This window comes from Actinomadura sp. RB99 (genome assembly GCF_014706005.1).
Lineage (GTDB): Bacteria > Actinomycetota > Actinomycetes > Streptosporangiales > Streptosporangiaceae > Spirillospora.
Genome location: NZ_JABMCA010000042.1, coordinates 26,277 through 47,234, shown reverse-complemented (window position 1 = coordinate 47,234; position 20,958 = coordinate 26,277). Strand labels below are relative to the sequence as shown.

General features: G+C 68.7%; 35 protein-coding genes. 2 read left to right on the top strand and 33 right to left on the bottom strand.

Annotation, left to right across the window (positions count from 1 at the left end):
- Positions 1-199: 199 nt before the first annotated feature.
- The 7 genes from rplQ to infA form a co-directional block, all read right to left on the bottom strand.
- A complete protein-coding gene (rplQ, locus tag amrb99_RS30825) occupies positions 200-727 on the bottom strand; it encodes a 50S ribosomal protein L17 (RefSeq protein WP_190862656.1) in 528 nt (175 codons plus the stop codon).
- 96 nt (positions 728-823) lie between these two features.
- Positions 824-1,837 carry a DNA-directed RNA polymerase subunit alpha gene (locus amrb99_RS30820; protein ID WP_131741171.1) on the bottom strand — a complete coding sequence of 338 codons (1,014 nt, stop codon included), beginning with the start codon at positions 1,835-1,837 and terminating at the stop codon, positions 824-826.
- Between the two features lie 128 nt (positions 1,838-1,965).
- Positions 1,966-2,592, bottom strand: a complete 627-nt coding sequence (gene rpsD / locus amrb99_RS30815; protein WP_190862654.1) for a 30S ribosomal protein S4 — start codon at positions 2,590-2,592, stop codon at positions 1,966-1,968.
- 24 nt (positions 2,593-2,616) lie between these two features.
- Positions 2,617-3,018 carry a 30S ribosomal protein S11 gene (gene rpsK / locus amrb99_RS30810; RefSeq protein WP_021596710.1) on the bottom strand — a complete coding sequence of 134 codons (402 nt, stop codon included), beginning with the start codon at positions 3,016-3,018 and terminating at the stop codon, positions 2,617-2,619.
- A gap of 48 nt (positions 3,019-3,066) precedes the next feature.
- Entirely contained in the window at positions 3,067-3,447 is a 381-nt protein-coding gene (rpsM, locus tag amrb99_RS30805) for a 30S ribosomal protein S13 (RefSeq protein ID WP_190862646.1), read from the bottom strand.
- A gap of 214 nt (positions 3,448-3,661) precedes the next feature.
- Positions 3,662-3,775, bottom strand: a complete 114-nt coding sequence (rpmJ, locus tag amrb99_RS30800) for a 50S ribosomal protein L36 (protein ID WP_018657566.1) — start codon at positions 3,773-3,775, stop codon at positions 3,662-3,664.
- Positions 3,776-3,840: 65 nt separating this feature from the next.
- Positions 3,841-4,062 carry a translation initiation factor IF-1 gene (infA, locus tag amrb99_RS30795; RefSeq protein WP_018657567.1) on the bottom strand — a complete coding sequence of 74 codons (222 nt, stop codon included), beginning with the start codon at positions 4,060-4,062 and terminating at the stop codon, positions 3,841-3,843.
- 260 nt (positions 4,063-4,322) lie between these two features.
- Here infA and amrb99_RS30790 point away from each other — a divergent pair, with 260 nt between their 5' ends.
- Positions 4,323-4,880, top strand: coding sequence for a hypothetical protein (locus amrb99_RS30790; protein WP_190862644.1), 558 nt, complete (start codon positions 4,323-4,325; stop codon positions 4,878-4,880).
- A gap of 638 nt (positions 4,881-5,518) precedes the next feature.
- The gene (locus amrb99_RS30785; RefSeq protein ID WP_190862643.1) at positions 5,519-6,334 is read left to right on the top strand and encodes a phosphodiesterase; all 816 of its coding nucleotides are present in this window, start codon (positions 5,519-5,521) and stop codon (positions 6,332-6,334) included.
- 12 nt (positions 6,335-6,346) lie between these two features.
- Here amrb99_RS30785 and amrb99_RS30780 read toward each other — a convergent pair whose 3' ends face one another.
- The 26 genes from amrb99_RS30780 to tuf all read right to left on the bottom strand — a co-directional run bounded on the left by amrb99_RS30780 (position 6,347) and on the right by tuf (position 20,930).
- A complete protein-coding gene (locus amrb99_RS30780) occupies positions 6,347-6,793 on the bottom strand; it encodes a DUF1707 domain-containing protein (RefSeq protein WP_190862641.1) in 447 nt (148 codons plus the stop codon).
- Between the two features lie 40 nt (positions 6,794-6,833).
- Positions 6,834-7,646: a type I methionyl aminopeptidase gene (map, locus tag amrb99_RS30775; RefSeq protein ID WP_190862639.1), complete on the bottom strand. Its 813-nt coding sequence runs from the start codon at positions 7,644-7,646 to the stop codon at positions 6,834-6,836.
- Between the two features lie 192 nt (positions 7,647-7,838).
- Positions 7,839-8,492, bottom strand: a complete 654-nt coding sequence (locus amrb99_RS30770; RefSeq protein ID WP_190862637.1) for an adenylate kinase — start codon at positions 8,490-8,492, stop codon at positions 7,839-7,841.
- Entirely contained in the window at positions 8,492-9,787 is a 1,296-nt protein-coding gene (gene secY / locus amrb99_RS30765; protein ID WP_173101564.1) for a preprotein translocase subunit SecY, read from the bottom strand. The genes amrb99_RS30770 and secY overlap by 1 nt, the downstream gene beginning before the upstream one ends.
- Before the next feature lie 216 nt (positions 9,788-10,003).
- On the bottom strand, positions 10,004-10,471 hold the full coding sequence (rplO, locus tag amrb99_RS30760) for a 50S ribosomal protein L15 (protein WP_151545527.1): 468 nt from the start codon (positions 10,469-10,471) through the stop codon (positions 10,004-10,006).
- A gap of 1 nt (position 10,472) precedes the next feature.
- Complete coding sequence (gene rpmD / locus amrb99_RS30755; protein WP_021596720.1) at positions 10,473-10,655, bottom strand: 50S ribosomal protein L30; 183 nt, start codon at positions 10,653-10,655, stop codon at positions 10,473-10,475.
- The gene (gene rpsE / locus amrb99_RS30750) at positions 10,652-11,278 is read right to left on the bottom strand and encodes a 30S ribosomal protein S5 (protein WP_151545537.1); all 627 of its coding nucleotides are present in this window, start codon (positions 11,276-11,278) and stop codon (positions 10,652-10,654) included. The genes rpmD and rpsE overlap by 4 nt, the downstream gene beginning before the upstream one ends.
- A 31-nt stretch (positions 11,279-11,309) precedes the next feature.
- Positions 11,310-11,696 (bottom strand): 50S ribosomal protein L18, encoded by a 387-nt coding sequence (gene rplR, locus amrb99_RS30745; protein WP_190862635.1) that lies wholly within the window; start codon positions 11,694-11,696, stop codon positions 11,310-11,312.
- Positions 11,697-11,698: 2 nt separating this feature from the next.
- Positions 11,699-12,235, bottom strand: a complete 537-nt coding sequence (gene rplF, locus amrb99_RS30740) for a 50S ribosomal protein L6 (RefSeq protein ID WP_190862633.1) — start codon at positions 12,233-12,235, stop codon at positions 11,699-11,701.
- A 16-nt stretch (positions 12,236-12,251) separates the two neighbouring features.
- Positions 12,252-12,650 carry a 30S ribosomal protein S8 gene (gene rpsH, locus amrb99_RS30735; protein ID WP_151545530.1) on the bottom strand — a complete coding sequence of 133 codons (399 nt, stop codon included), beginning with the start codon at positions 12,648-12,650 and terminating at the stop codon, positions 12,252-12,254.
- A 139-nt stretch (positions 12,651-12,789) separates the two neighbouring features.
- Positions 12,790-12,975, bottom strand: a complete 186-nt coding sequence (locus amrb99_RS30730; RefSeq protein WP_018657585.1) for a type Z 30S ribosomal protein S14 — start codon at positions 12,973-12,975, stop codon at positions 12,790-12,792.
- Between the two features lie 4 nt (positions 12,976-12,979).
- The gene (gene rplE / locus amrb99_RS30725) at positions 12,980-13,555 is read right to left on the bottom strand and encodes a 50S ribosomal protein L5 (protein ID WP_151545531.1); all 576 of its coding nucleotides are present in this window, start codon (positions 13,553-13,555) and stop codon (positions 12,980-12,982) included.
- A 5-nt stretch (positions 13,556-13,560) separates the two neighbouring features.
- Positions 13,561-13,869 (bottom strand): 50S ribosomal protein L24, encoded by a 309-nt coding sequence (rplX, locus tag amrb99_RS30720; RefSeq protein WP_151545532.1) that lies wholly within the window; start codon positions 13,867-13,869, stop codon positions 13,561-13,563.
- A complete protein-coding gene (gene rplN / locus amrb99_RS30715) occupies positions 13,869-14,237 on the bottom strand; it encodes a 50S ribosomal protein L14 (protein WP_021596728.1) in 369 nt (122 codons plus the stop codon). The genes rplX and rplN overlap by 1 nt, the downstream gene beginning before the upstream one ends.
- A gap of 109 nt (positions 14,238-14,346) precedes the next feature.
- The gene (rpsQ, locus tag amrb99_RS30710; protein ID WP_151545533.1) at positions 14,347-14,616 is read right to left on the bottom strand and encodes a 30S ribosomal protein S17; all 270 of its coding nucleotides are present in this window, start codon (positions 14,614-14,616) and stop codon (positions 14,347-14,349) included.
- Positions 14,613-14,855, bottom strand: coding sequence for a 50S ribosomal protein L29 (gene rpmC / locus amrb99_RS30705; protein WP_151545534.1), 243 nt, complete (start codon positions 14,853-14,855; stop codon positions 14,613-14,615). Before rpmC ends, rpsQ begins: the two co-directional genes overlap by 4 nt.
- The gene (gene rplP / locus amrb99_RS30700; protein ID WP_067806120.1) at positions 14,855-15,274 is read right to left on the bottom strand and encodes a 50S ribosomal protein L16; all 420 of its coding nucleotides are present in this window, start codon (positions 15,272-15,274) and stop codon (positions 14,855-14,857) included. The genes rpmC and rplP overlap by 1 nt, the downstream gene beginning before the upstream one ends.
- Before the next feature lie 7 nt (positions 15,275-15,281).
- On the bottom strand, positions 15,282-16,160 hold the full coding sequence (gene rpsC, locus amrb99_RS30695) for a 30S ribosomal protein S3 (protein WP_190862631.1): 879 nt from the start codon (positions 16,158-16,160) through the stop codon (positions 15,282-15,284).
- Positions 16,160-16,537 (bottom strand): 50S ribosomal protein L22, encoded by a 378-nt coding sequence (rplV, locus tag amrb99_RS30690; RefSeq protein WP_151543208.1) that lies wholly within the window; start codon positions 16,535-16,537, stop codon positions 16,160-16,162. Before rplV ends, rpsC begins: the two co-directional genes overlap by 1 nt.
- A gap of 28 nt (positions 16,538-16,565) precedes the next feature.
- Positions 16,566-16,847 carry a 30S ribosomal protein S19 gene (rpsS, locus tag amrb99_RS30685; RefSeq protein WP_067454662.1) on the bottom strand — a complete coding sequence of 94 codons (282 nt, stop codon included), beginning with the start codon at positions 16,845-16,847 and terminating at the stop codon, positions 16,566-16,568.
- Between the two features lie 12 nt (positions 16,848-16,859).
- Positions 16,860-17,693 (bottom strand): 50S ribosomal protein L2, encoded by an 834-nt coding sequence (rplB, locus tag amrb99_RS30680; protein ID WP_151543207.1) that lies wholly within the window; start codon positions 17,691-17,693, stop codon positions 16,860-16,862.
- A 46-nt stretch (positions 17,694-17,739) separates the two neighbouring features.
- The gene (rplW, locus tag amrb99_RS30675; RefSeq protein ID WP_151543206.1) at positions 17,740-18,039 is read right to left on the bottom strand and encodes a 50S ribosomal protein L23; all 300 of its coding nucleotides are present in this window, start codon (positions 18,037-18,039) and stop codon (positions 17,740-17,742) included.
- A 13-nt stretch (positions 18,040-18,052) separates the two neighbouring features.
- Entirely contained in the window at positions 18,053-18,655 is a 603-nt protein-coding gene (rplD, locus tag amrb99_RS30670) for a 50S ribosomal protein L4 (RefSeq protein ID WP_190862628.1), read from the bottom strand.
- Positions 18,652-19,302 (bottom strand): 50S ribosomal protein L3, encoded by a 651-nt coding sequence (gene rplC / locus amrb99_RS30665; RefSeq protein WP_151543204.1) that lies wholly within the window; start codon positions 19,300-19,302, stop codon positions 18,652-18,654. The genes rplD and rplC overlap by 4 nt, the downstream gene beginning before the upstream one ends.
- A gap of 14 nt (positions 19,303-19,316) precedes the next feature.
- Entirely contained in the window at positions 19,317-19,625 is a 309-nt protein-coding gene (gene rpsJ, locus amrb99_RS30660) for a 30S ribosomal protein S10 (RefSeq protein ID WP_018657599.1), read from the bottom strand.
- Between the two features lie 111 nt (positions 19,626-19,736).
- Positions 19,737-20,930: an elongation factor Tu gene (gene tuf / locus amrb99_RS30655; RefSeq protein ID WP_190862626.1), complete on the bottom strand. Its 1,194-nt coding sequence runs from the start codon at positions 20,928-20,930 to the stop codon at positions 19,737-19,739.
- Positions 20,931-20,958 lie beyond the last annotated feature (28 nt).

The following is a 20,958-nucleotide window of genomic DNA, read 5'->3' as shown; positions in this document are numbered from 1 at the left end:
CGTGGTTTCATCGGGTCTTCCATTGACACGCTCCCCCGCCGTCCGCAGCCGCCTGACCTGACCATGCCCTCAAGTCTGACAAAGATCAGGCCCACCGTCTTACACCGACGGTGGGCCTGTTCATCTCGTGCCTACTCTTGACGTCCCGCGAACCCCGCGCACGCGGGGACCGGGAGGACGGCGGTCCGTAGCCCGGGGGCTACTTCTCGTCCTTGCCCTCTTCCGCCTCGTCGGCGCCGGTGGCCTCGGCGGTCGCCGGGGCCTCGGTCTCCTCGGCGGCGGTCTCCTCGGCGGGGGCCTCGGCCGGGGCCTCGGCCGGGGCGGCCTCGGTCGCCGGGGCGGCCTGCGCGGTCGCCGGGCCGGCCGACAGCTGCTCCTGCACCAGCTCGATCACGGCCATGGGGGCGTTGTCGCCCTTGCGCGGCCCGATCTTGGTGATGCGGGTGTAGCCGCCGGGGCGGTTCTCGAAGCGCGGCGCGATCTCGGTGAAGAGCTCGTGCACGACGCCCTTGTCGCGGATCGTGCGGGCCACCAGGCGACGGTTGTGCAGGTCGCCCTTCTTGGCCTTGGTGATCAGCTTCTCCGCCAGCGGGCGCACCCGCCGGGCCTTGGCCTCGGTGGTGGTGATGCGGCCGTGCTCGAACAGCGCCGTCGCCAGGTTCGCCAGGATCAGCTTCTGGTGGGCGGCGCTACCGCCGAGGCGGGGGCCCTTGGTGGGCTGCGGCATGTCTCGTCCTTCCTGCACCGGCCGTATCAGGTACCGGTGTCAGCTGGTTCCGGAACGGCCGGGGAACGTCGCCCCCGGCCGTCCGGAATCGGGTTTCTAGTACTGCTCGGTCTCGGCGTAGCTCTGGTCGTCGTCGCCGTAGTTGTCGGCCGCCGCGCTCGGGTCGAACCCGGGCGGGGAGTCCTTCAGCGACAGGCCCATGTCGTTGAGCTTCTGCTTGACCTCTTCGATCGACTTGGCGCCGAAATTCCTTATATCGAGGAGGTCCTGCTCGCTGCGGGCCACGAGCTCGCCCACCGAGTGGATGCCCTCGCGCTTGAGGCAGTTGTAGGAGCGGACCGTCAGGTTCAGCTCCTCGATCGGCAGGGCCAGGTCCGCGGCGAGCGCGGCGTCCGTCGGGGACGGGCCCATGTCGATGCCCTCGGCCTCGACGTTGAGCTCCCGGGCCAGCCCGAACAGCTCGACGAGGGTCTTGCCGGCGGAGGCCACCGCGTCGCGCGGCAGCATCGCCTGCTTGGTCTCCACGTCCAGGATCAGGCGGTCGAAGTCGGTGCGCTGCTCGACTCGGGTCGCCTCGACCTTGTAGGTGACCTTCAGCACGGGCGAGTAGATGGAGTCGATCGGGATCCGGCCGATCTCCTGGCCCGGCTGCTTGTTCTGCGCGGCGGAGACGTAGCCGCGGCCGCGCTCGACCGTCAGCTCCATCTCCAGCTTGGCCTTGTTGTTCAGGGTGGCGATGTGCAGGTCCGGGTTGTGGACCTCGACGCCCGCCGGCGGCGCGATGTCGGCCGCGGTGACCTCGCCCGGGCCCTGCTTGCGCAGGTACATCACCACGGGCTCGTCGTGCTCGGAGGAGACCACCAGCTCCTTGAGGTTCAGGATGATGTCGGTGACATCCTCCTTGACCCCCGGGACGGTGGAGAACTCGTGGAGCACGCCCTCGATCCGGATGCTGGTGACGGCCGCACCGGGGATCGAGGAGAGCAGCGTACGGCGGAGCGAGTTGCCGATCGTGTAGCCGAAGCCCGGCTCCAGCGGCTCGATGGTGAACCGCGACCGGTACTCGTCGACCTGCTCTTCGGTGAGAGTTGGACGCTGAGCGATGAGCATGTTGGTGCCTTCTTCCCGCGGTGCCCGCTATTTGACGACCGCGTTCTGGAGTGTTCCCCGTCCCACCAGGATGCCACGCGGAGCGCGGCATCCCGGTGGAACGCGGGGTCCTGCTTGTTGCGGAGCTCCTACTTGGAGTAGAGCTCGACGATCAGCTGCTCCTGGACGGGAGCGTCGATCTGCTGGCGCACGGGCAGCGCGTGCACGAGGATCCGCATCTTCTCGCCGTCGATCCCGAGCCACGCCGGGACCTGGCGCTCGCCGACCTCGGCCTTGGCGACCTGGAACGGCGTCATCTCGAGCGACTTGCTCTTGACGTCGACGATGTCGGCCTCGCTCACCAGGAAGGACGGGATGTTGACCTTCCTGCCGTTGACCCGGATGTGGCCGTGGCGGATGAGCTGGCGGGCCATGTCGCGGGACTTGGCGAAGCCCGCGCGGTAGACCACGTTGTCGAGCCGGCGCTCGAGCAGGCGCAGCAGGTTCTCACCCGTCTTGCCGCCCTGGCGGTTCGCCTCGACGTAGTAGTTGCTGAACTGCCGCTCCAGCACGCCGTAGATGCGCTTGGCCTTCTGCTTCTCGCGCAGCTGCAGCAGGTACTCGGTCTCCTTGGGCCGACCGCGGCCGTGCTCACCCGGCGGGTAAGGACGGATCTCGATCGGGCACTTCGGGCCCTCGCACTTGCTGCCCTTGAGGAACAGCTTCATCTTCTCGCGGCGGCAGAGCTTGCAGTCCGCACCGGTGTAACGAGCCATTGTTCTGTGATCTCCCCTACGGCCTCAGACGCGGCGGCGCTTGGGCGGCCGGCAGCCGTTGTGCGGAACGGGCGTGACGTCCTGGATGGAGCCCACCTCCAGGCCGGTGGCCTGGAGCGAGCGGATCGCGGTCTCGCGACCGGAGCCGGGGCCCTTGACGAAGACGTCGACCTTGCGCATGCCGTGCTCCATCGCGCGCCGGGCGGCGGCCTCGGCGGCCTGCTGCGCGGCGAACGGGGTCGACTTGCGCGAGCCCTTGAAGCCCACGTGGCCCGAGGAGGCCCAGGAGATCACGTTGCCGTTGGGGTCGGTGATCGAGACGATCGTGTTGTTGAACGTGCTCTTGATGTGGGCGTGCCCGTGAGCGACGTTCTTCTTCTCCTTGCGGCGCACCTTCTTGGCGCCGACACGGCTCTTAGGAGGCATCTGCTCTCTCTACTCTCGAGGTCATCGATCCGGAGGACCGACTCCGGACTACTTCTTGCCGGCCTTCTTCTTGCCGGCCACGGTCTTCTTCTTGCCCTTGCGGGTGCGCGCGTTGGTCTGGGTGCGCTGGCCGTGGACGGGCAGACCGCGGCGGTGCCGGATGCCCTGGTAGCACCCGATCTCGATCTTCCGGCGGATGTTCCCCTGGATCTCGCGGCGCAGGTCGCCCTCGATCTGGTAGTTCTTCTCGATCCAGTCGCGGAGCTTGACCAGCTCGTCGTCGCCGAGCTGGTGCACCCGCAGGTCACCGCTGATGCCGGTGCCCTCCAGGGTCGCCAGGGCCCGGGTCCGGCCGATGCCGAAGATGTAGGTGAGAGCGACCTCGAGGCGCTTTTCGCGCGGGAGGTCGACGCCGAGGAGGCGTGCCATCTTGGGCAGTTCCCTTCATTTCGCGGAGGTATGGACGCATCGCCCCCGCACACACCCTGCCCGGGTGGCGGCCTCGGCCTCCGTCGTCCGAGGGTCTCCCTTCACACAGTGGTGCCGTACAACCCGATCACCGGGGATCCCGGGACGAGCTGTACGGCGACCTGTGCGAAGGCTGCGATGCGCTTGCTGTTGTGGACCGTCCGGCTGGTGCCGGTCAGCCCTGGCGCTGCTTGTGGCGCGGGTCGGAGCAGATGACCATGACCCGGCCGTGCCGGCGGATGACGCGGCACTTCTGGCAGATCTTCTTGACGCTCGGCTTGACCTTCACTGGGTCTCCTAGAGATAAGGGTCACCCCCGCGCCGCCACGCACGGGGAAGGCAACCCCAGTGGGATTACTTGTAGCGGTAGACGATCCGACCGCGCGTGAGGTCGTAGGGGCTCAGCTCCACAACGACGCGGTCGTCCGGCAGGATCCGGATGTAGTGCATCCGCATCTTGCCGCTGATGTGGGCGAGCACCTTGTGCCCGTTGTCGAGCTCCACCCGGAACATGGCGTTCGGGAGGGACTCGATGACGGTGCCCTCGATCTCGATGGCCCCTTCTTTCTTGGGCATGTCCTCCGCGCTTCACTGATCGGCTCATTGGACCCGGCCCGAGACCCCGCGAGGGGCACGGCCGCGCCCGTGCCACGACGCGGACGCATCGAGAACAAGGGGAACAGGCGGCCGACAACGGACCGGCACAGCAGTCTACGGCACCGAACCGCCCAATGCGAAATCAACGCATGATATGGGTCCGGAGACTGCTTCCGAGTCAAGCATACCTCGCTCGCGCGTTGTACCTTTCAGGAGAGATACGTCGGAGGAGGGTCAGCATGCCGAGCTATGACTTCGCGCTGATCCTGAGCCGTCCCCTCTACGAGGACGAGCTGGACCCGCTGTTCGACCGGACGCACGGCGCCGTCACCGTGTCCATCATCAGCGAGCCGCAGCACGCCGACCGTCCGGGCAACGCCTCGTGCGCCTGGCAGGGCGCGACCCTCGCCGCCGCCATCATGGAGGTGGTCGAGCACGTCGAGGCCAGCGCGGAGGGCCTGCACGTGCTGCAGGTGGAGGCCGACCCGCTGCTGACGATCCGCGACATCGCCGACCGCGTCGGCAGGTCCGCGGACTCGGTCCGGCACGCGATCACCGGCGCCCGCGGCGCCACCGGCTTCCCCGCGTCCGAGATCTCCACGGCGGGCCACCGGCTGTGGCGCTGGTCGAAGGTCGCCGCCTGGTACGGCGTCGACGACCCGCAGCTCGTGGAGGCCAAGCCGACGGTGCAGGCGATCAACGGCTGGCTGGCCCTGCGCGACGTCGTCCCCGACGTCGCGCCCGCCCCCGAGGACGTCACCTCGGCCCTGTCCCTGGTCATCCCCCACGTCGCCTGATCCGGCGGCTCCGAGCCCGCCTCCCGCACCACGGCCATCGGGGGCGTGCGCGGCCCTAAGGCGCCTGCACAGGGCTCAAGGCGCCCGTCCAGGGCGAAGTGCTCTTCCAGCCCGGCCCCCGGCCGGTCGCGCACCGCACGGGCGACACGTACCACACCCCAGAGACCGTCCGCCCGTCCTCGGCCGGGCTCGGTCGAGGGCTATGTACAGGTTCGGCAACGGGGTGGCGGGCGCTCCGTCCGAGGACGGCCGCATCGCCATGCGCCAGCGCAGGGCGCTGCGGCGGCGCCAGGCGGGCACGATCTGCCCGGCGGGCCAGCCCAGGCCGCGCTGTGCCTCGGGGTCGCTTCCGGCCGCCAGCAGCGGGAGGGCGTCGGCGAGGGTGGCGGTGCGCAGGAAGAGACGGGGCGTCGCGAGGGCGTGCCGGCCGGGGGCGCAGGTGCCGAGGGTCTCCAGGGTCCAGGGCGGCACGAACATCACTCCCGGGGCGTTTGTGCAGGGGGCGGGCCGCAGCCTAGCGGCGCCGGTTCGACAGGGAGGCGCTCGGACGCGAAGATCGTCTGCGGCGCGGGGGCCGGGGGGTGCCCCGAAGGCGGGGCCGTGATGTGCTGGGACGTGCCCTGGCGAGGGGAGGATCAATGGCGATCATCGCGCAGTTGAGCGACATCCACCTGGCCGCCGGACGTGACGGCGAGGTGGACGACGGGTCGGGGCCCGTGCGGGCCCTGCGCGCGGCGGTGTCCAGCCTGCTGGCGCTGCCCGCGCGGCCGGACGCGGTGGTGCTGACCGGCGACCTCGCCGACGGCGGGCGGCCCGAGGAGTACGCGCGGCTGCACGCGCTGCTGTCGCCGCTGCCGATGGCGGTCTACCCGATGCCCGGCAACCACGACGACCGGGACGCCATGCGCGCCGCGTTCGACGATCACCCCGCCGTGGTCGACACCGGGATCTGGCCGCAGGCGCCCGTCCAGTACGCGGTGGACGTGGCGGGCGTGCGGCTGGTGTGCTGCGACACCACCGTGGACGGGCATCCGCACGGGCACATGAGCGAGGAGCGGCTCGCGTGGCTGGACGGGGCGCTCGGCGCCGCGCCGGCCACGCCGACGGTGGTCGCGACGCACCATCCGCCGTTCCCCATCGGGATCAGGTTCATCGACGACATGCGGTTCGTCGACCCGGCGGGGTTCGCGAAGGTGATCTCCCGGCATCCGCAGGTGGTGCGGATCATCTCGGGGCACGTGCACCGGGGGTCGGTGGGGTCGCTGGCCGGGACGGTCAGCACGACGTGCCCGAGCACCTACCGGCAGCTGTTCCTGGACCTGACGCACCCGGGACGGGCGGCGGTGACCGGGGAGCCCGCCGGGTTCGCGGTGCACCTGGTGTCCGACGAGGGCGCGGCCACGACCCATTTCGTCCCGACGGGCAACTACCGCCCGCTGATGGACGTGGAGTAGCCCTCCGGAAGGTCAGGGGCGGCGCCTGGGGCCGAAAACCGCCCCGATGAGGAGCAGGGCGCCCCACGGCCCGGCCACCCAGATCCACCACGGGTAGACCACGTTGCCGGTGACCGCAAGGGCCAGCCACACCACGAAGTTGATCGCGCTGACGGTCGCCCAGGTCGCCCAGACGGCCCGCCCGCCCTGCCGGTACAGGTCGCCGCCCGAGCGCCGGACGGCCGGGCTCGCGGTGCTGTTGGGGCGCGACGCCGGGATCGGGTGCTGGTAGAGGTCGTGCTCCGGCAGATCGGCGGTGATCTCCTGGAGGTCGCCGAGGGTCTTGGCCGCGTACGTGGACTCCAGGCGCTCGTGCATCTCGTCCATCGTGATCCGGCCCTCGGCGCAGTGCTCGCGCAGGCTCTCCGCCACCCGGTCGCGATCGGCGTCCGATGCCCGGATGTCAGGGTTCGGCGCCATCGATGCCCTCCCGATCGTCACGACACGGTACGTCCTACGATCAGCCTACTTCCAGCCTGGCGAACCACTCCCGGCCCTCGTCGAGGGCCGTCAGGACGCGGGGGCCGTCCGGGGTGACGGCGAACGTGTGCTCGAAGTGCGCGGAGGCGCGGCGGTCGGTGGTGATCACCGTCCAGCCGTCGTCGAGCTCCTCGGTCTCCTTGGTGCCGAGGTTGACCATCGGCTCCACCGCGAAGCACATCCCGACCTCCAGCTCCGGGCCGTGCCCGGGGGCGCCGTGGTTCGGGATCAGCGGGTCCATGTGCATCTCGGTCCCGATGCCGTGCCCGCCGTAGCCCTCGACAATGCCGTAGGAGCCCTGAGAGCGGATGTGAGACTCGATCGCGTGCGACATGTCCGTGAGGCGGGCCCCGGCCTTTCCGGCCGCCAGACCGTGCCACAGGGACGTCTCGGTGACCTCCAGCAGCCGCCGCAGCTCGTCGTCGACCTCCCCGACCGGGACGGTGATCGCCGCGTCGCCGTGCCAGCCGTCCACGATCGCGCCGCAGTCGAGGGAGATGACGTCGCCGTCCCGCAGGATCTTGTCCGGCCGCGGGATGCCGTGCACGATCTCCTCGTTGATCGACGCGCAGATCGTCCCGGTGAAGCCGTGGTAGCCGAGGAACGACGGCACGCCGCCGTGGTCGCGGATGTGCCGCTCGGCGATCGCGTCGAGGTCGAGCGTGCTGATCCCCGGCTTCACCGCCTCCCGGAGGACCTCCAGGGTGCGGCCGACCAGCAGCCCCGCCGCGCGCATCCGCTCGATCTGCTCGGGCGTCTTCACCTGGATCGCGGGCCTGCGCCTCTTGAACATGTCTCCCCCTAACAAAGATCGCCGGGACCGCCACGAAGCGGCCCCGGCGTCCACGTCCACCGTTCATGCCCGGTCGGGACCCGCCTGGCGCGGACCGGAGCCGGGAACAGCCTGCCGCTGCCTCCATGCTCCGTCATCCGCCGGCGCGCCGGTCCCGGGGACCGCGAGCGCGCGGTCCCGAAGCTCAGTCCCTCAGTCCCTCTCCAGCGGCCGCAGCGCCGTCAGCGCGCGCTTGGTGACCTCCTCGACCGGGCCGGTCGCGTCGATCCCCACAAGGATGTTCTCGTCCGCGTAGAACTGCACCAGCGGCGCCGTGTCGTGCCGGTAGACCTCCAGCCGGTGCATGACGACCTCTTCCTTGTCGTCGTCGCGCTGGAAGAGCCGCCCGCCGCAGTCGTCGCAGATGTCGTCCTGCTTGTCGTCGAAGTCGACGTGCCAGATCCGGCCGCACTTGTCGCAGGTACGGCGGCCCGACAGGCGCCGGACGACCTCGTCCTCGTCGACGACCAGTTCCAGGACGATGTCCAGGCGGGTGTCCCACTCGGCCAGGATCTTCTTCAGCGTCTCGGCCTGCGGGACGTTGCGCGGGAACCCGTCGAGCAGGAACCCGTCGCGCGCGTCGTCCTCGCCGAGCCGGTCGCGCACCATCGCGATCGTCACCTCGTCGGGGACGAGGTCGCCGCGGTCCATGTACTCCTTGGCCTGCCGGCCGAGTTCGGTGCCGCCGCTCACGTTGGCGCGGAAGATGTCACCTGTCGAGATCTTCGGGATGGACAGATGAGATGCGATGAACTGGGCCTGCGTCCCCTTGCCCGCTCCCGGGGGGCCCACCAGCACGATACGCACTACCGGAGGAAGCCCTCGTAGTTGCGCTGCTGTAGCTGACTCTCGATCTGCTTCACGGTATCCAGTCCGACGCCGACGACGATGAGGATGCTCGTGCCGCCGAAGGGGAAGTTCTGGGTCGCGTTCAGGAGTGCGAACGCCACCATGGGGATCAGGGCGACGAGCCCCAGGTAGAGCGCACCGGGTGTGGTGATCCGGGTCAGCACGTAGTCGAGGTACTCGGCGGTCGGCCGGCCAGGACGGATACCTGGGATGAATCCACCATACTTCTTCATGTTGTCGGCGACTTCAGTGGGGTTGAAGGTGATCGCCACGTAGAAGTAGGTAAAGAAGATGATGAAGACGAAGAAGATCCCCATGTGCCAGGGATTGTCCTGCTGGAGGTAGGGCTGCACCTTCTGCAGCCACTTGGTGTTCGGCCACAGCTGCGTCGCGAGCACCGGCAGGTACAGCAGCGATGAGGCGAAGATCACGGGGATGATGCCCGCCTGGTTCACCTTCAGCGGGATGTAGGTCGAGGTGCCGCCGTACATCCGCCGGCCCACCATCCGCTTGGCGTACTGCACCGGGATGCGGCGCTGCGCCTGCTCGACGAAGACCACGCCCGCCATGATGGCCAGCCCGACGATGATCACCAGCGCGAAGACGAACCCGTTCTTGGCCTTGTAGATGCTCCAGAACTGGGACGGGAAGACCGCCACCACCTGCGTGAAGATCAGGATCGACATGCCGTTGCCGACGCCGCGGTCGGTCATCAGCTCGCCCAGCCACATGATCACCGAGGTGCCCGCCACCATGCAGATCACCATGGTGATGATCGGGAACACGCCGGTGTCGTACAGGATGTTGTCGCTGCCCGACTGCCCCTGGAACAGCTGCCCGGTGCTGGCCATCGCCACGATGCCGGTCGCCTGCAGGATGCCCAGCCCGATCGTCAGGTACCGGGTGTACTGGGTGATCTTCGTGGTGCCCGCCTGGCCCTCCTTCTTGAGGGCCTCCAGCCGCGGGATCACCACCGTCAGCAGCTGCAGGATGATGCTCGCCGTGATGTACGGCATGATCCCCAGCGCGAACACCGACAGCTTCAGCAGCGCGCCGCCGCTGAACAGGTCGACGAGACCGTACAGCTGGTTGCTCTTCTTCGCCGCGTCCGCGGTCGACTTCAGCACGCTCACGTTCACGTTCGGCGTCGGAAGGGTCGCCCCGATCCGGAACACCAGGATCATGAACAACGTGAACAACAGCTTCTTACGCAGGTCGGGCGTACGGAAAGCCCGAGTGAACGCGGTCAGCACCATTCCTCCTGCGCGACTGGCGAGAACATGGCCGCCGAGGGGCCGGTTACAAGTCCATGGGATGCGGCGGAAACGAAGATCGTGGGGAATCTCACGCGCGTCGCCTCCGCCGGTGTGACTCTAACAGCAGATGAGACCGGGGCCGCCCCGCCCGCCCCGCGGGCCCTACGGCCCGCGGGGCAAGGCGAAGACGGCCCCGGCATCGAAGGTGTCGCCTTACAGCTCGTCGGCGGTCCCGCCGGCGGCGGCGATCTTCTCCTTGGCGGCGCCGGAGAAGGCGTGCGCCTTCACCTGCACGGCCACGGAGATCTCGCCGGTGCCGAGGACCTTCACCGGCCGGCCGCGGCGCACCGCGCCCTTGGCCGCCAGGTCCTCGGCGGTGACCTCGCCGCCCTCGGGGTAGAGCGCCGCGAGCTTGTCCAGGTTCACCACCTGGAACTCGACCCGGTTCGGGTTCTTGAAGCCCTTCAGCTTCGGCACCCGGCGGATCAGCGGCATCTGGCCGCCCTCGAACCCGACCGGCACCGTGCTGCGGGCCTTGGTGCCCTTGGTGCCGCGGCCCGCCGTCTTGCCCTTGGACGCCTCGCCGCGACCCTTGCGGATCTTGGCCTTGTTGGCGCCGGGGGCCGGACGCAGGTCGTGGATCTTGAGCGGCGTGCCGTCCTTCTCCAGATCGGCGGCCATGTCAGTCGACCTCCTCGACGGTGACCAGGTGGGCCACCGTCCGGATCATGCCGAGCACCTCGGGGCGGTCCTCGCGGACCACGCTCTGCCCGATCTTCTTCAGGCCGAGGGTGCGCAGCGTGTCACGCTGGTTCTGCTTCTCGCTGATCACGGACTTGGTCTGCGTGATCTTCAGGTTGCTCATGAGGTCGCGGCCTCCGCCCTCGGCTCGCTGCCCGCCGCGCGAGCGCGCAGCATGGCCGCCGGGGCGACGTCCTCGATCGGCAGGCCGCGCTTGGCCGCGATCTCCTCCGGACGCTTCAGCGACTTCAGCCCCGCGATCGTGGCGTGCACGATGTTGATCGCGTTGTCACTGCCCAGCGACTTGCTCAGCACGTCGTGGATGCCCGCGCACTCCAGCACCGCGCGCACCGGACCACCGGCGATCACGCCGGTACCGGGGGCGGCCGGGCGCAGCAGGACCTCGCCCGCCGCGTCCCGCGCCTGCACCAGGTGCGGGATGGTGCCCTGGATCCGCGGCACCTTGAAGAAGTGCTTCTTGGCCTCCTCGACGCCCTTGGCGATCGCCGCGGGCACCTCCTTGGCCTTGCCGTAGCCGACGCCGACGGTGCCGTTGCCGTCACCGACGATCACCAGAGCGGTGAAGCTGAACCGGCGACCGCCCTTGACGACCTTGGCGACGCGGTTGATCGCCACGACCTTCTCGATGTACGACTGGCCCTTGTCGGCGCCACCGCGGCGGTCGTCGCGGCGGCCGTCGCGACGGTCGCCACCCTGACCGCCACCACGCCTCTGCGCTGCCATCAGTGGTTCCTCTCGTTTGCCTTGGAAAGGGCCATCAGAGCTCCAGGCCCCCCTCGCGCGCACCCTCCGCGACAGCGGCGATGCGGCCGTGGTACTTGTTGCCGCCGCGGTCGAACACGACCGCGGAGACGCCGGCCTCCTTCGCGCGGGCGGCGACGAGCTCGCCGACCTTGCGGGACTTGGCCGTCTTGTCGCCGGAGTCGGCGCGCAGGTCCGCCTCCATCGTCGACGCGTAGGCCAGCGTGTGGCCCTTGCTGTCGTCGATGACCTGGACGAACACGTGCTTGGTGGAGCGGGTCACGACCAGGCGAGGACGCGCGGCGCTGCCCACGACCTTCTTCCGGACCCGCAGGTGCCGGCGCTTGCGGGACTTGGCCCGCGCCGACGTGGCCTTGGCGGCCAGGGCCTTGGTGCCTGCCATGACTACTTACCAGCCTTTCCGACCTTGCGGCGGATCTGCTCGCCCTCGTACCGCACGCCCTTGCCCTTGTACGGGTCGGGCTTGCGCAGCTTGCGAATGTTGGCGGCGATCTCGCCGACCTTCTGCTTGTCGATGCCCTCGACCGTCAGCTGGGTCGGCCGCTCCACCGTGAAGGTGATGCCCTCGGGGGGCTCGACCGTGATCGGGTGGCTGTACCCGAGCGAGAACTCGAGGTTCTTGCCCTTGGCCACCACACGGTAGCCGACGCCCTGGATGACCAGGGTCTTCTTGTAGCCCTCGGTGACACCGACGACCATGTTGTTGATCAGCGAGCGGGTGAGCCCGTGCAGGGCGCGCACCGTGTTGATGTCGTTCGGCCGGGTCACGGTGACCTTGCCGTCCTCCATCGCCACCTCGATCGGCTCGGCGACCGTGTGCGACAGCGTGCCCTTCGGCCCCTTGACGGTGACCTCCCGGCCGTCGAGCGTGACCTCGACGCCGCTGGGCACGGTGATGGGGAGACGTCCGATTCGCGACATTGTTAGAGCCCTCCCCTCACCAGACGTAGGCGAGGACTTCGCCGCCCACGCCGCGCTTGCCCGCCTGCCGGTCGGTCATCAGGCCGGAGGACGTCGAGATGATCGCGACGCCCAGCCCGCCCAGCACCTTCGGCAGGTTGTCCTTCTTCGCGTACACGCGCAGACCCGGCTTCGAGACGCGCTTGATGCCGGCGATCGAACGCTCGCGGGTCGGTCCGAACTTCAGCTCGATGGTGAGCTTCTTGCCGACCTCGGCGTCCTCCACGGTCCAGCCCGAGATGTAGCCCTCCTGCTGGAGGATCTCGGCGATGTGCGCCTTGATCTTCGAGTACGGCATCGCCACCGAGTCGTGGTACGCCGAATTCGCGTTGCGCAGACGCGTCAGCATGTCTGCGATCGGGTCGGTCATCGTCATGGCCTGCTGGCCCTCCCTCGCCACGGTTTCCTCGGGGTGATGTCGTCCCGTGGACCTTTGGCGTGGTCGTGGGCACCCGTGCGGATGCCCGGTGGTTGATACACGCCGGTGGGCTCCCCCCGTCGCCGGGGGGAGGCTCCTACCAGCTGGACTTGGTGATGCCCGGCAGCTCGCCGCGGTGGGCCATCTCCCGGAAGCACACGCGGCACAGGCCGAACTTCCGGTAGACGGAGCGCGGGCGCCCGCAGCGCGAGCAACGAGTGTACGCGCGCACGCCGAACTTCGGCTTCCGCGCCGCCTTGGCGATCAGCGACTTCTTCGCCATCTGCTCAGTTCTCCTTGAAGGGGAAGCCCAGGAGCTTGAGCAGCGCCCGGCCCTCGTCGTCGGTCTTCGCGGTCGTCACGACCGTGATGTCCATGCCCCGCGTCCGGTCGATCTTGTCCGGGTCGACCTCGTGGAACATGACCTGCTCGGTCAGCCCGAAGGTGTAGTTGCCGTTGCCGTCGAACTGCTTCGGCGACAGGCCGCGGAAGTCACGGATACGGGGCAGCGCGGTGGCGAGCAGCCGGTCGAGGAACTCCCACATCCGGTCGCCGCGCAGCGTCGCGTGCGCGCCGATCGGCATGCCCTCGCGCAGCTTGAACTGCGCGATCGACTTGCGGGCCCGGTTCACGGCCGGCTTCTGCCCGGTGATCTGGGAGAGGTCGCGGATCGCGCCCTCGATCAGCTTCGCGTCCTTCGCCGCGTCGCCGACGCCCATGTTGACCACGATCTTGGTCAGCCCGGGGATCTGCATGACGTTGGCGTAGCCGAACTGCTCCTGCATCTGCTTCGCGATCTCCTCGCGGTAGCGGAGCTTGAGCCTCGGCTGCGGGACGGGACGCTCGGTGACGGTCTCGGTCATCGGTCTCAGATCTCCTTACCGCTACGGCGCGAGATCCGAACCTTCGTGCCGTCCTCGTTGATGCGGTAGCCGACCCGGACCGGCTTGCCGTCCTCGGCGAGCGCGACGTTGCTGACGTGCAGCGGCGCCTCGACCGTCACGCGGCCGCTCTCCTTGCCGGCACGCTGCTGGTCGGCCTTGATGTTCTTGGTGATGAGGTTGACGCCCTCGACGACCACGCGGTCCTCACGCGGGAGGACGCGCAGGACCTTGCCCGTGGCGCCCTTGTCCTTGCCGGCGATGACGACGACCTCGTCGCCCTTGCGGATCTTCATCACAGCACCTCCGGCGCGAGCGAGATGATGCGCATGAACTTCTTCTCGCGCAGTTCGCGGCCCACCGGGCCGAAGATGCGGGTGCCGCGGGGGTCCCCGCCGTCCTTGATCAGGACCGCGGCGTTCTCGTCGAAGCGGATGTAGGAGCCGTCCGGGCGCCGGCGCTCCTTGCGGGTGCGCACGACGACCGCCTTGACGACGTCACCCTTCTTCACGCCCGCGCCGGGAAGGGCGTCCTTCACCGTCGCGACGATGATGTCGCCGACTCCCGCGTAGCGCCGACCCGAGCCGCCGAGAACGCGGATGCAAAGGATCTCCTTCGCACCCGTGTTGTCGGCGACCTTGAGTCGCGACTCCTGCTGGATCACGTCAACTCCTGTTCGTCACACCGGTTCTCTCTCGGACCTGGTCCGAGGAGCCTGGTGGAACCATCGGTGTTCAATGCGGGACTCGCGTCCCGCGAGAGCCTCGCGGCTCCTACTTGGCCTTCTCCAGGATCTCCACCACGCGCCAGCGCTTGCTCGCCGACAGCGGGCGGGTCTCCATGAGACGGACGCGGTCGCCGACGCCACACTCGTTGGCCTCGTCGTGCGCCTTGTAGTTCTTCGTGCGGCGGATGACCTTGTGGTACTTGGCGTGCTTCACACGGTCCTCGACGGACACGACCACGGTCTTGTCCATCTTGTCGCTGACCACCAGGCCCTCCAGGACCTTGCGGCTGCTCCGCGCCTGAGTCTGCTCGGTCATTCGGTGCCCTCCACGGCGTCCTCGGCGACCGTGACGATGCCGAGCTCGCGCTCCCGCATCACGGTGTAGATGCGGGCGATCTCGCGCTTGACGGTGCGCAGCCGCCCGTGGCTCTCAAGCTGGCCGGTCGCGGCCTGGAAGCGGAGGTTGAACAGCTCCTCCTTCGCCTCCTTCAGCTTGGTGACCAGAACGTCCTCGGGCTCGGTCCGCAGGTCGTCGGCGGTAAGACCCTTGGCCATCAGGACTCACCCACCTCTCGCTTAACGATCTTGCACTTCATGGGAAGCTTGTGGATCGCGCGGGTCAGCGCCTCGCGGGCGATCTGCTCGTTCGGGTAGGAGATCTCGAACAGCACGCGGCCCGGCTTGACGTTCGCGACCCACCACTCCACGGAGCCCTTACCGGAACCCATCCGGGTCTCCGCGGGCTTCTTGGTCAGCGGACGGTCCGGGAAGATGTTGATCCAGACCTTGCCGCCACGCTTGATGTGGCGGGTCATCGCGATACGCGCGGCCTCGATCTGCCGGTTCGTCACGTAGGCGGCCTCGACCGCCTGGATGCCGTACTCGCCGAACGTCACCTTGGTGCCGCCCTTGGCCATGCCGCGGCGCTTCGGGTGGTGCTGCTTGCGGTGCTTGACCTTGCGAGGGATCAGCATGGGTTACTCAGCTCCCCTCACCCTGCGGAGCAGCGTCGGCCGTCTGCGCCGGCTGCTCGGAACTCTGCTGCTGCTTCGGCGCCTCGTTGCCGCCGCGGGCCTCGCCGCCGCGGGCACCGCCGCGCTCGCCACCGCGACCGCCGCGTCCACCGCGACCGCCGCCGCGGCGCTCGCCGCCGCCGCCACCGCGACGCTCGCGGCCACCGCCGCCACCGCCGGCGGCGCGCTGCTGCGCGGCCTTCTGCTCACGCTCGGCGCGCGTCGCCGCGGCCTCGCCCTTGTAGATCCACACCTTCACGCCGATGCGGCCGAACGTCGTCCGGGCCTCGTAGAACCCGTAGTCGATGTCGGCGCGCAGCGTGTGCAGCGGGACCTGGCCCTCGCGGTAGAACTCCGACCGCGACATCTCGGCGCCGCCGAGACGGCCGCCGCACTGCACCTTGATGCCCTTGGCGCCGGACTTCATCGCCGACTGGATCGCCTTGCGCATGGCGCGGCGGAACGCGACCCGGCTGGACAGCTGCTCGGCCACGCCCTGCGCGACGAGCTGCGCGTCGATCTCGGGGTTCTTCACCTCGAGGATGTTCAGCCGGACCTGCTTGCCGGTCAGCTTCTCCAGGTCGCCCCGGAGGCGCTCGGCCTCCGCGCCGCGGCGGCCGATGACGATGCCCGGCCGGGCGGTGTGGATGTTGACCTCGACACGGTCACGGGTCCGCTCGATCTCCACCTTGGAGATGCCCGCCCGGTCCATGCCCTTCTGCAGCATGCGCCGGATCTGGACGTCTTCCTTGACGTAGTCCTTGTAGAGCTTCGTGGCGAACCACACGGACTTGTGGTCGGTGGTGACGCCCAGGCGGAACCCGTGCGGGTTGATCTTCTGACCCACTACCGGGCCCTCCTCGTCTTCTTACCGCCGGCCGAAGCGACCTCGTCCTTCGGGGCGACGACCACGGTGATGTGGCTCGTGCGCTTGTTGATGCGGTAAGCCCGACCCTGGGCGCGGGGACGGAAACGCTTCAGCGTCGGCCCCTCGTCGACCCACGCGCCGCTCACGACGAGCGTGCCCGTGTCGAGCTTGAAGTTGTGCTCGGCGTTGGCAATGGCACTGGCCAGCACCTTGCCCACCGGCTCACTGGCGGCCTGGGGGGCGAACCGCAGCACCGCCTGCGCCTCCGCGGCAGGCAGGCCGCGGATGAGGTCCACCACGCGGCGGGCCTTCATGGGCGTGACGCGGATGAACCGCGCCTGGGCCCTGGCTTCCATCGCTGTTCCCTCTCTCCTACGTGCCCGCTCAGCCGCGACGGCTGCGGCGGTCTTCCTTGACGTGGCTGCGGAACGTCCTCGTCGGCGCGAACTCGCCGAGCTTGTGCCCCACCATGGCGTCGGTGATGAACACCGGCACGTGCTTGCGGCCGTCGTGCACGGCGATCGTGTGACCGATCATGTCCGGCACGATCATGGAGCGCCGGGACCACGTCTTGATGACGTTCTTGGTGCCCTTCTCGTTCTGGACGTCCACCTTCTTGATCAGGTGGTCGTCCACGAAGGGACCCTTCTTAAGGCTACGTGGCATGACGAGCGACTCCTACCGCTTCTTCTTGCTGCGACGACGGACGATCAGCCGGTCGCTCGACTTGTTCGCCTGGCGAGTGCGGCCTTCCTTCTTACCGTTCGGGTTCACCGGGTGCCGACCGCCGGAGGTCTTGCCCTCACCACCACCGTGCGGGTGGTCGATCGGGTTCATGGCCACACCGCGGACGGTCGGGCGCTTGCCCTTCCACCGCATCCGGCCGGCCTTGCCCCAGTTGATGTTCGACTGCTCGGCGTTGCCGACCTCGCCGACCGTCGCGCGGCAGCGCACGTCCACCATCCGCATCTCGCCCGAGGGCATGCGCAGCGTGGCGTACTTGCCCTCCTTGGCCAGCAGCTGGACGCCGGCGCCCGCGGAGCGGGCGATCTTGGCGCCGCCGCCGGGCCGCAGCTCGATGGCGTGGATGACGGTACCCGTCGGGATGTTGCGCAGCGGCAGGCAGTTGCCCGGCTTGATGTCCGCGCCCGGCCCGTTCTCGACGCGGTCGCCCTGGCGCAGGTTCCGCGGCGCGAGGATGTAGCGCTTCTCGCCGTCGGCGTAGTGCAGCAGCGCGATGCGGGCGGTGCGGTTCGGGTCGTACTCGATGTGCGCGACCTTCGCCGGGACGCCGTCCTTGTCGTGCCGGCGGAAGTCGATCACGCGGTAGGCGCGCTTGTGGCCGCCGCCCTGGTGCCGGGTCGTGATGCGGCCGTGGTTGTTGCGGCCGCCCTTCTTGGGGAGAGGACGCAGCAGCGACTTCTCCGGCTCGCTGCGCGTGACCTCGACGAAGTCGGCCACGCTGGAGCCGCGACGACCCGGAGTCGTCGGCTTGTAGTTACGGATGCCCATCTTTTTCGTTCATCCCTATTTCAGTCTTCGGGACGACCCCGGCTGTTTAGGCCGGGCCGCCGAAGATGTCGATCCGCTCGCCCTCGGCGAGGCTGACGATGGCGCGCTTGGTGTCCTTGCGCTTGCCGTAGCCGAACCGGGTGCGCTTGCGCTTGCCGGGCCGGTTGAGCGTGTTCACGTTCGTCACCTTGACGCCGAACACCGACTCGACGGCCTGCTTGATCTGCGTCTTGTTGGCGTCGGTCCGGACGACGAACGTGTACTTGTTCTCGTCCAGCAGCCCGTAGCTCTTCTCCGAGACGACCGGCGCGATGATGACGTCGCGGGGGTCGGCGATCTTGTTCACTGTGCGACCCTCCTTACTTCTTCGCCGCGCGCGAGATGAACTCGTCGTACGCCTTCTGCGTGAAGACGACGTCGTCGTTCACCAGCACGTCGTAGGTGTTGAGCTGGTCGGAGACGAGAACGTGCACGCTCGGCTCGTTGCGCAGGCTCTTCCAGGTCAACTCGTCCTCGCGGTCCAGGACCAGCAGGACGCGCTTGGCCTCGGTGACCGAGCGCAGCGCCGTCAGCGCCGTCTTCGTCTTCGGGGTGTCGCCCTCGATGATGTGGTCGACCACGTGCACCCGGCCGTAGCGGGCGCGGTCCGACAGGGCGCCGCGCAGCGCGGCGGCCTTCATCTTCTTGGGCGTCCGCTGCGAGTAGTCCCGCGGCTGCGGGCCGTGCACCGTGCCGCCGCCGGCGAACTGGGGAGCGCGGGTCGAACCCTGGCGGGCGCGGCCGGTGCCCTTCTGCCGGTACGGCTTCTTGCCGCCGCCGGACACCTCGCCGCGGGTCTTCGTGGCGTGCGTCCCCTGCCGCGCCGCGGCCAGCTGCGCCACCACGACCTGGTGGATCAGCGGCACGCTGGTCTTCGCGTCGAAGACCTCGGCGGGCAGGTCGATGTCGAGCTTGGAGGTCACTTGCCCGTCCCCTTCACTGCGTCGCGGACCAGCACCACGCCGCCGTTGGGACCGGGAACCGCGCCCTTGATGAGCAGCAGGTTCTTCTCCGCGTCGACGGCGTGGACGGTCAGGTTCTGCACGGTGGTACGGGCGTTGCCGTGCCGTCCCGCCATGCGGAGGCCCTTGAAGACGCGACCCGGGGTCGCGCAGCCGCCGATCGAGCCCGGCGAGCGGTGCTTGCGCTGGGTGCCGTGCGAGGCGCCGAGGCCCTTGAAGCCGTGGCGCTTCATGACACCGGCGGTGCCCTTGCCCTTGCTCGTGCCGGTGACGTCGATCTTCTGGCCGGCCTCGAAGACGCCAGCGGTGATCTCCTGGCCGAGTTCGAACTCGGTGGTGTCGTCCGAACGCAGCTCGACGAGGTAGCGGCGCGGCGTGACGCCGGCCTTCTCGAAGTGGCCCGTGCGCGGCTTGTTCACCTTGCGCGGGTCGATCTGCCCGTACCCGATCTGGACGGCGGTGTAGCCGTCCTTCTCCTGGGTGCGGAGCTGCGTGACGACACACGGCCCGGCCTGGACGACGGTCACCGGAACGATCCGGCCCTCATCGTCGAAGACCTGGGTCATGCCGAGCTTCTCGCCCAGGACGCCCTTCCTCTGCGTGCTCATTTCTGGTGCGTCCCTCAGAGCTTGATCTCGATGTCAACGCCGGCCGGAAGGTCGAGCCGCATCAGCGAGTCGACCGTCTTGGGCGTCGGGTCGATGATGTCGATCAACCGCTTGTGCGTGCGCATCTCGAAGTGCTCGCGGCTGTCCTTGTACTTGTGCGGCGAGCGGATGACGCAGTACACGTTCTTCTCGGTCGGCAGCGGCACCGGGCCCGCGACCTTGGCGCCCGTCCGCGTCACCGTCTCAACGATCTTCTTCGCGGAGGTGTCGATGACCTCGTGGTCGTAGGCCTTGAGCCGGATGCGGATCTTCTGTCCCGCCATGGTGGCCTCGGTGTCCTTTGCTGTAGTGCCGCTGTTTACTTCCTGGTCGTGACGCGGCGGCCCAGTCGCCCGGTCCTGCCGGCGGCTGGGCCGCCGCGTCCACGAGGGGTGTTACTTGATGACCTTGGTGACGCGACCGGCGCCCACGGTCCGGCCACCCTCACGGATGGCGAACTTCAGGCCCTCCTCCATGGCGACGGGCTGGATCAGCTCGACGCGCATCTCGGTGTTGTCGCCCGGCATGACCATCTCGGTGCCCTCGGGGAGGTTCACCACGCCGGTGACGTCCGTGGTCCGGAAGTAGAACTGCGGACGGTAGTTGTTGAAGAACGGCGTGTGGCGGCCGCCCTCGTCCTTGGACAGGATGTAGACCTGCGCCTCGAACTCGGTGTGCGGGGTGTTCGTGCCCGGCTTGATGACGCACTGGCCGCGCTCGACGTCCTCGCGCTTGATGCCGCGCAGGAGCAGGCCGACGTTGTCGCCCGCCTGGCCCTGGTCGAGCAGCTTGCGGAACATCTCGACACCGGTGACGGTCGTCTTGGACGACGCGTCCTTGATGCCGATGATCTCGACTTCCTCGTTGACGTTCACGACGCCGCGCTCGATGCGGCCGGTGACGACCGTGCCGCGACCGGTGATCGAGAAGACGTCCTCGATCGGCATCAGGAACGGCTTCTCGGTGTCGCGCACCGGCTCCGGCACGTTCTCGTCGACGGCGTTCATCAGCTCGACGATGGACTCGGACCACTTCTCGTCGCCCTGCAGCGCCTGGAAGGCGGACACGCGCACGACCGGGACGTCGTCGCCCGGGAACTCGTACTCGGACAGCAGCTCGCGGACCTCGAGCTCGACGAGCTCCAGGATCTCCTCGTCGTCCACCATGTCGCACTTGTTCAGCGCGACGACGATGTAGGGGACGCCGACCTGGCGGGCCAGGAGCACGTGCTCCTTGGTCTGCGGCATCGGGCCGTCGGTCGCGGCGACCACCAGGATGGCGCCGTCCATCTGCGCCGCACCGGTGATCATGTTCTTGATGTAGTCCGCGTGACCGGGGCAGTCCACGTGCGCGTAGTGCCGGGACTCGGTCTGGTACTCCACGTGCGCGATGGAGATCGTGATACCGCGCTCGCGCTCCTCCGGCGCCTTGTCGATGTCCTCGAACGGCGTGAAGGGGTTGAGGTCCGGGTACTTGTCGTGGAGCACCTTGGTGATCGCCGCGGTAAGCGTGGTCTTACCGTGGTCGATGTGACCGATGGTGCCGATGTTCACGTGCGGCTTCGTCCGCTCGAACTTGGCCTTCGCCACTGGTTGCTCCTTGTTGCGATCCTCGGCC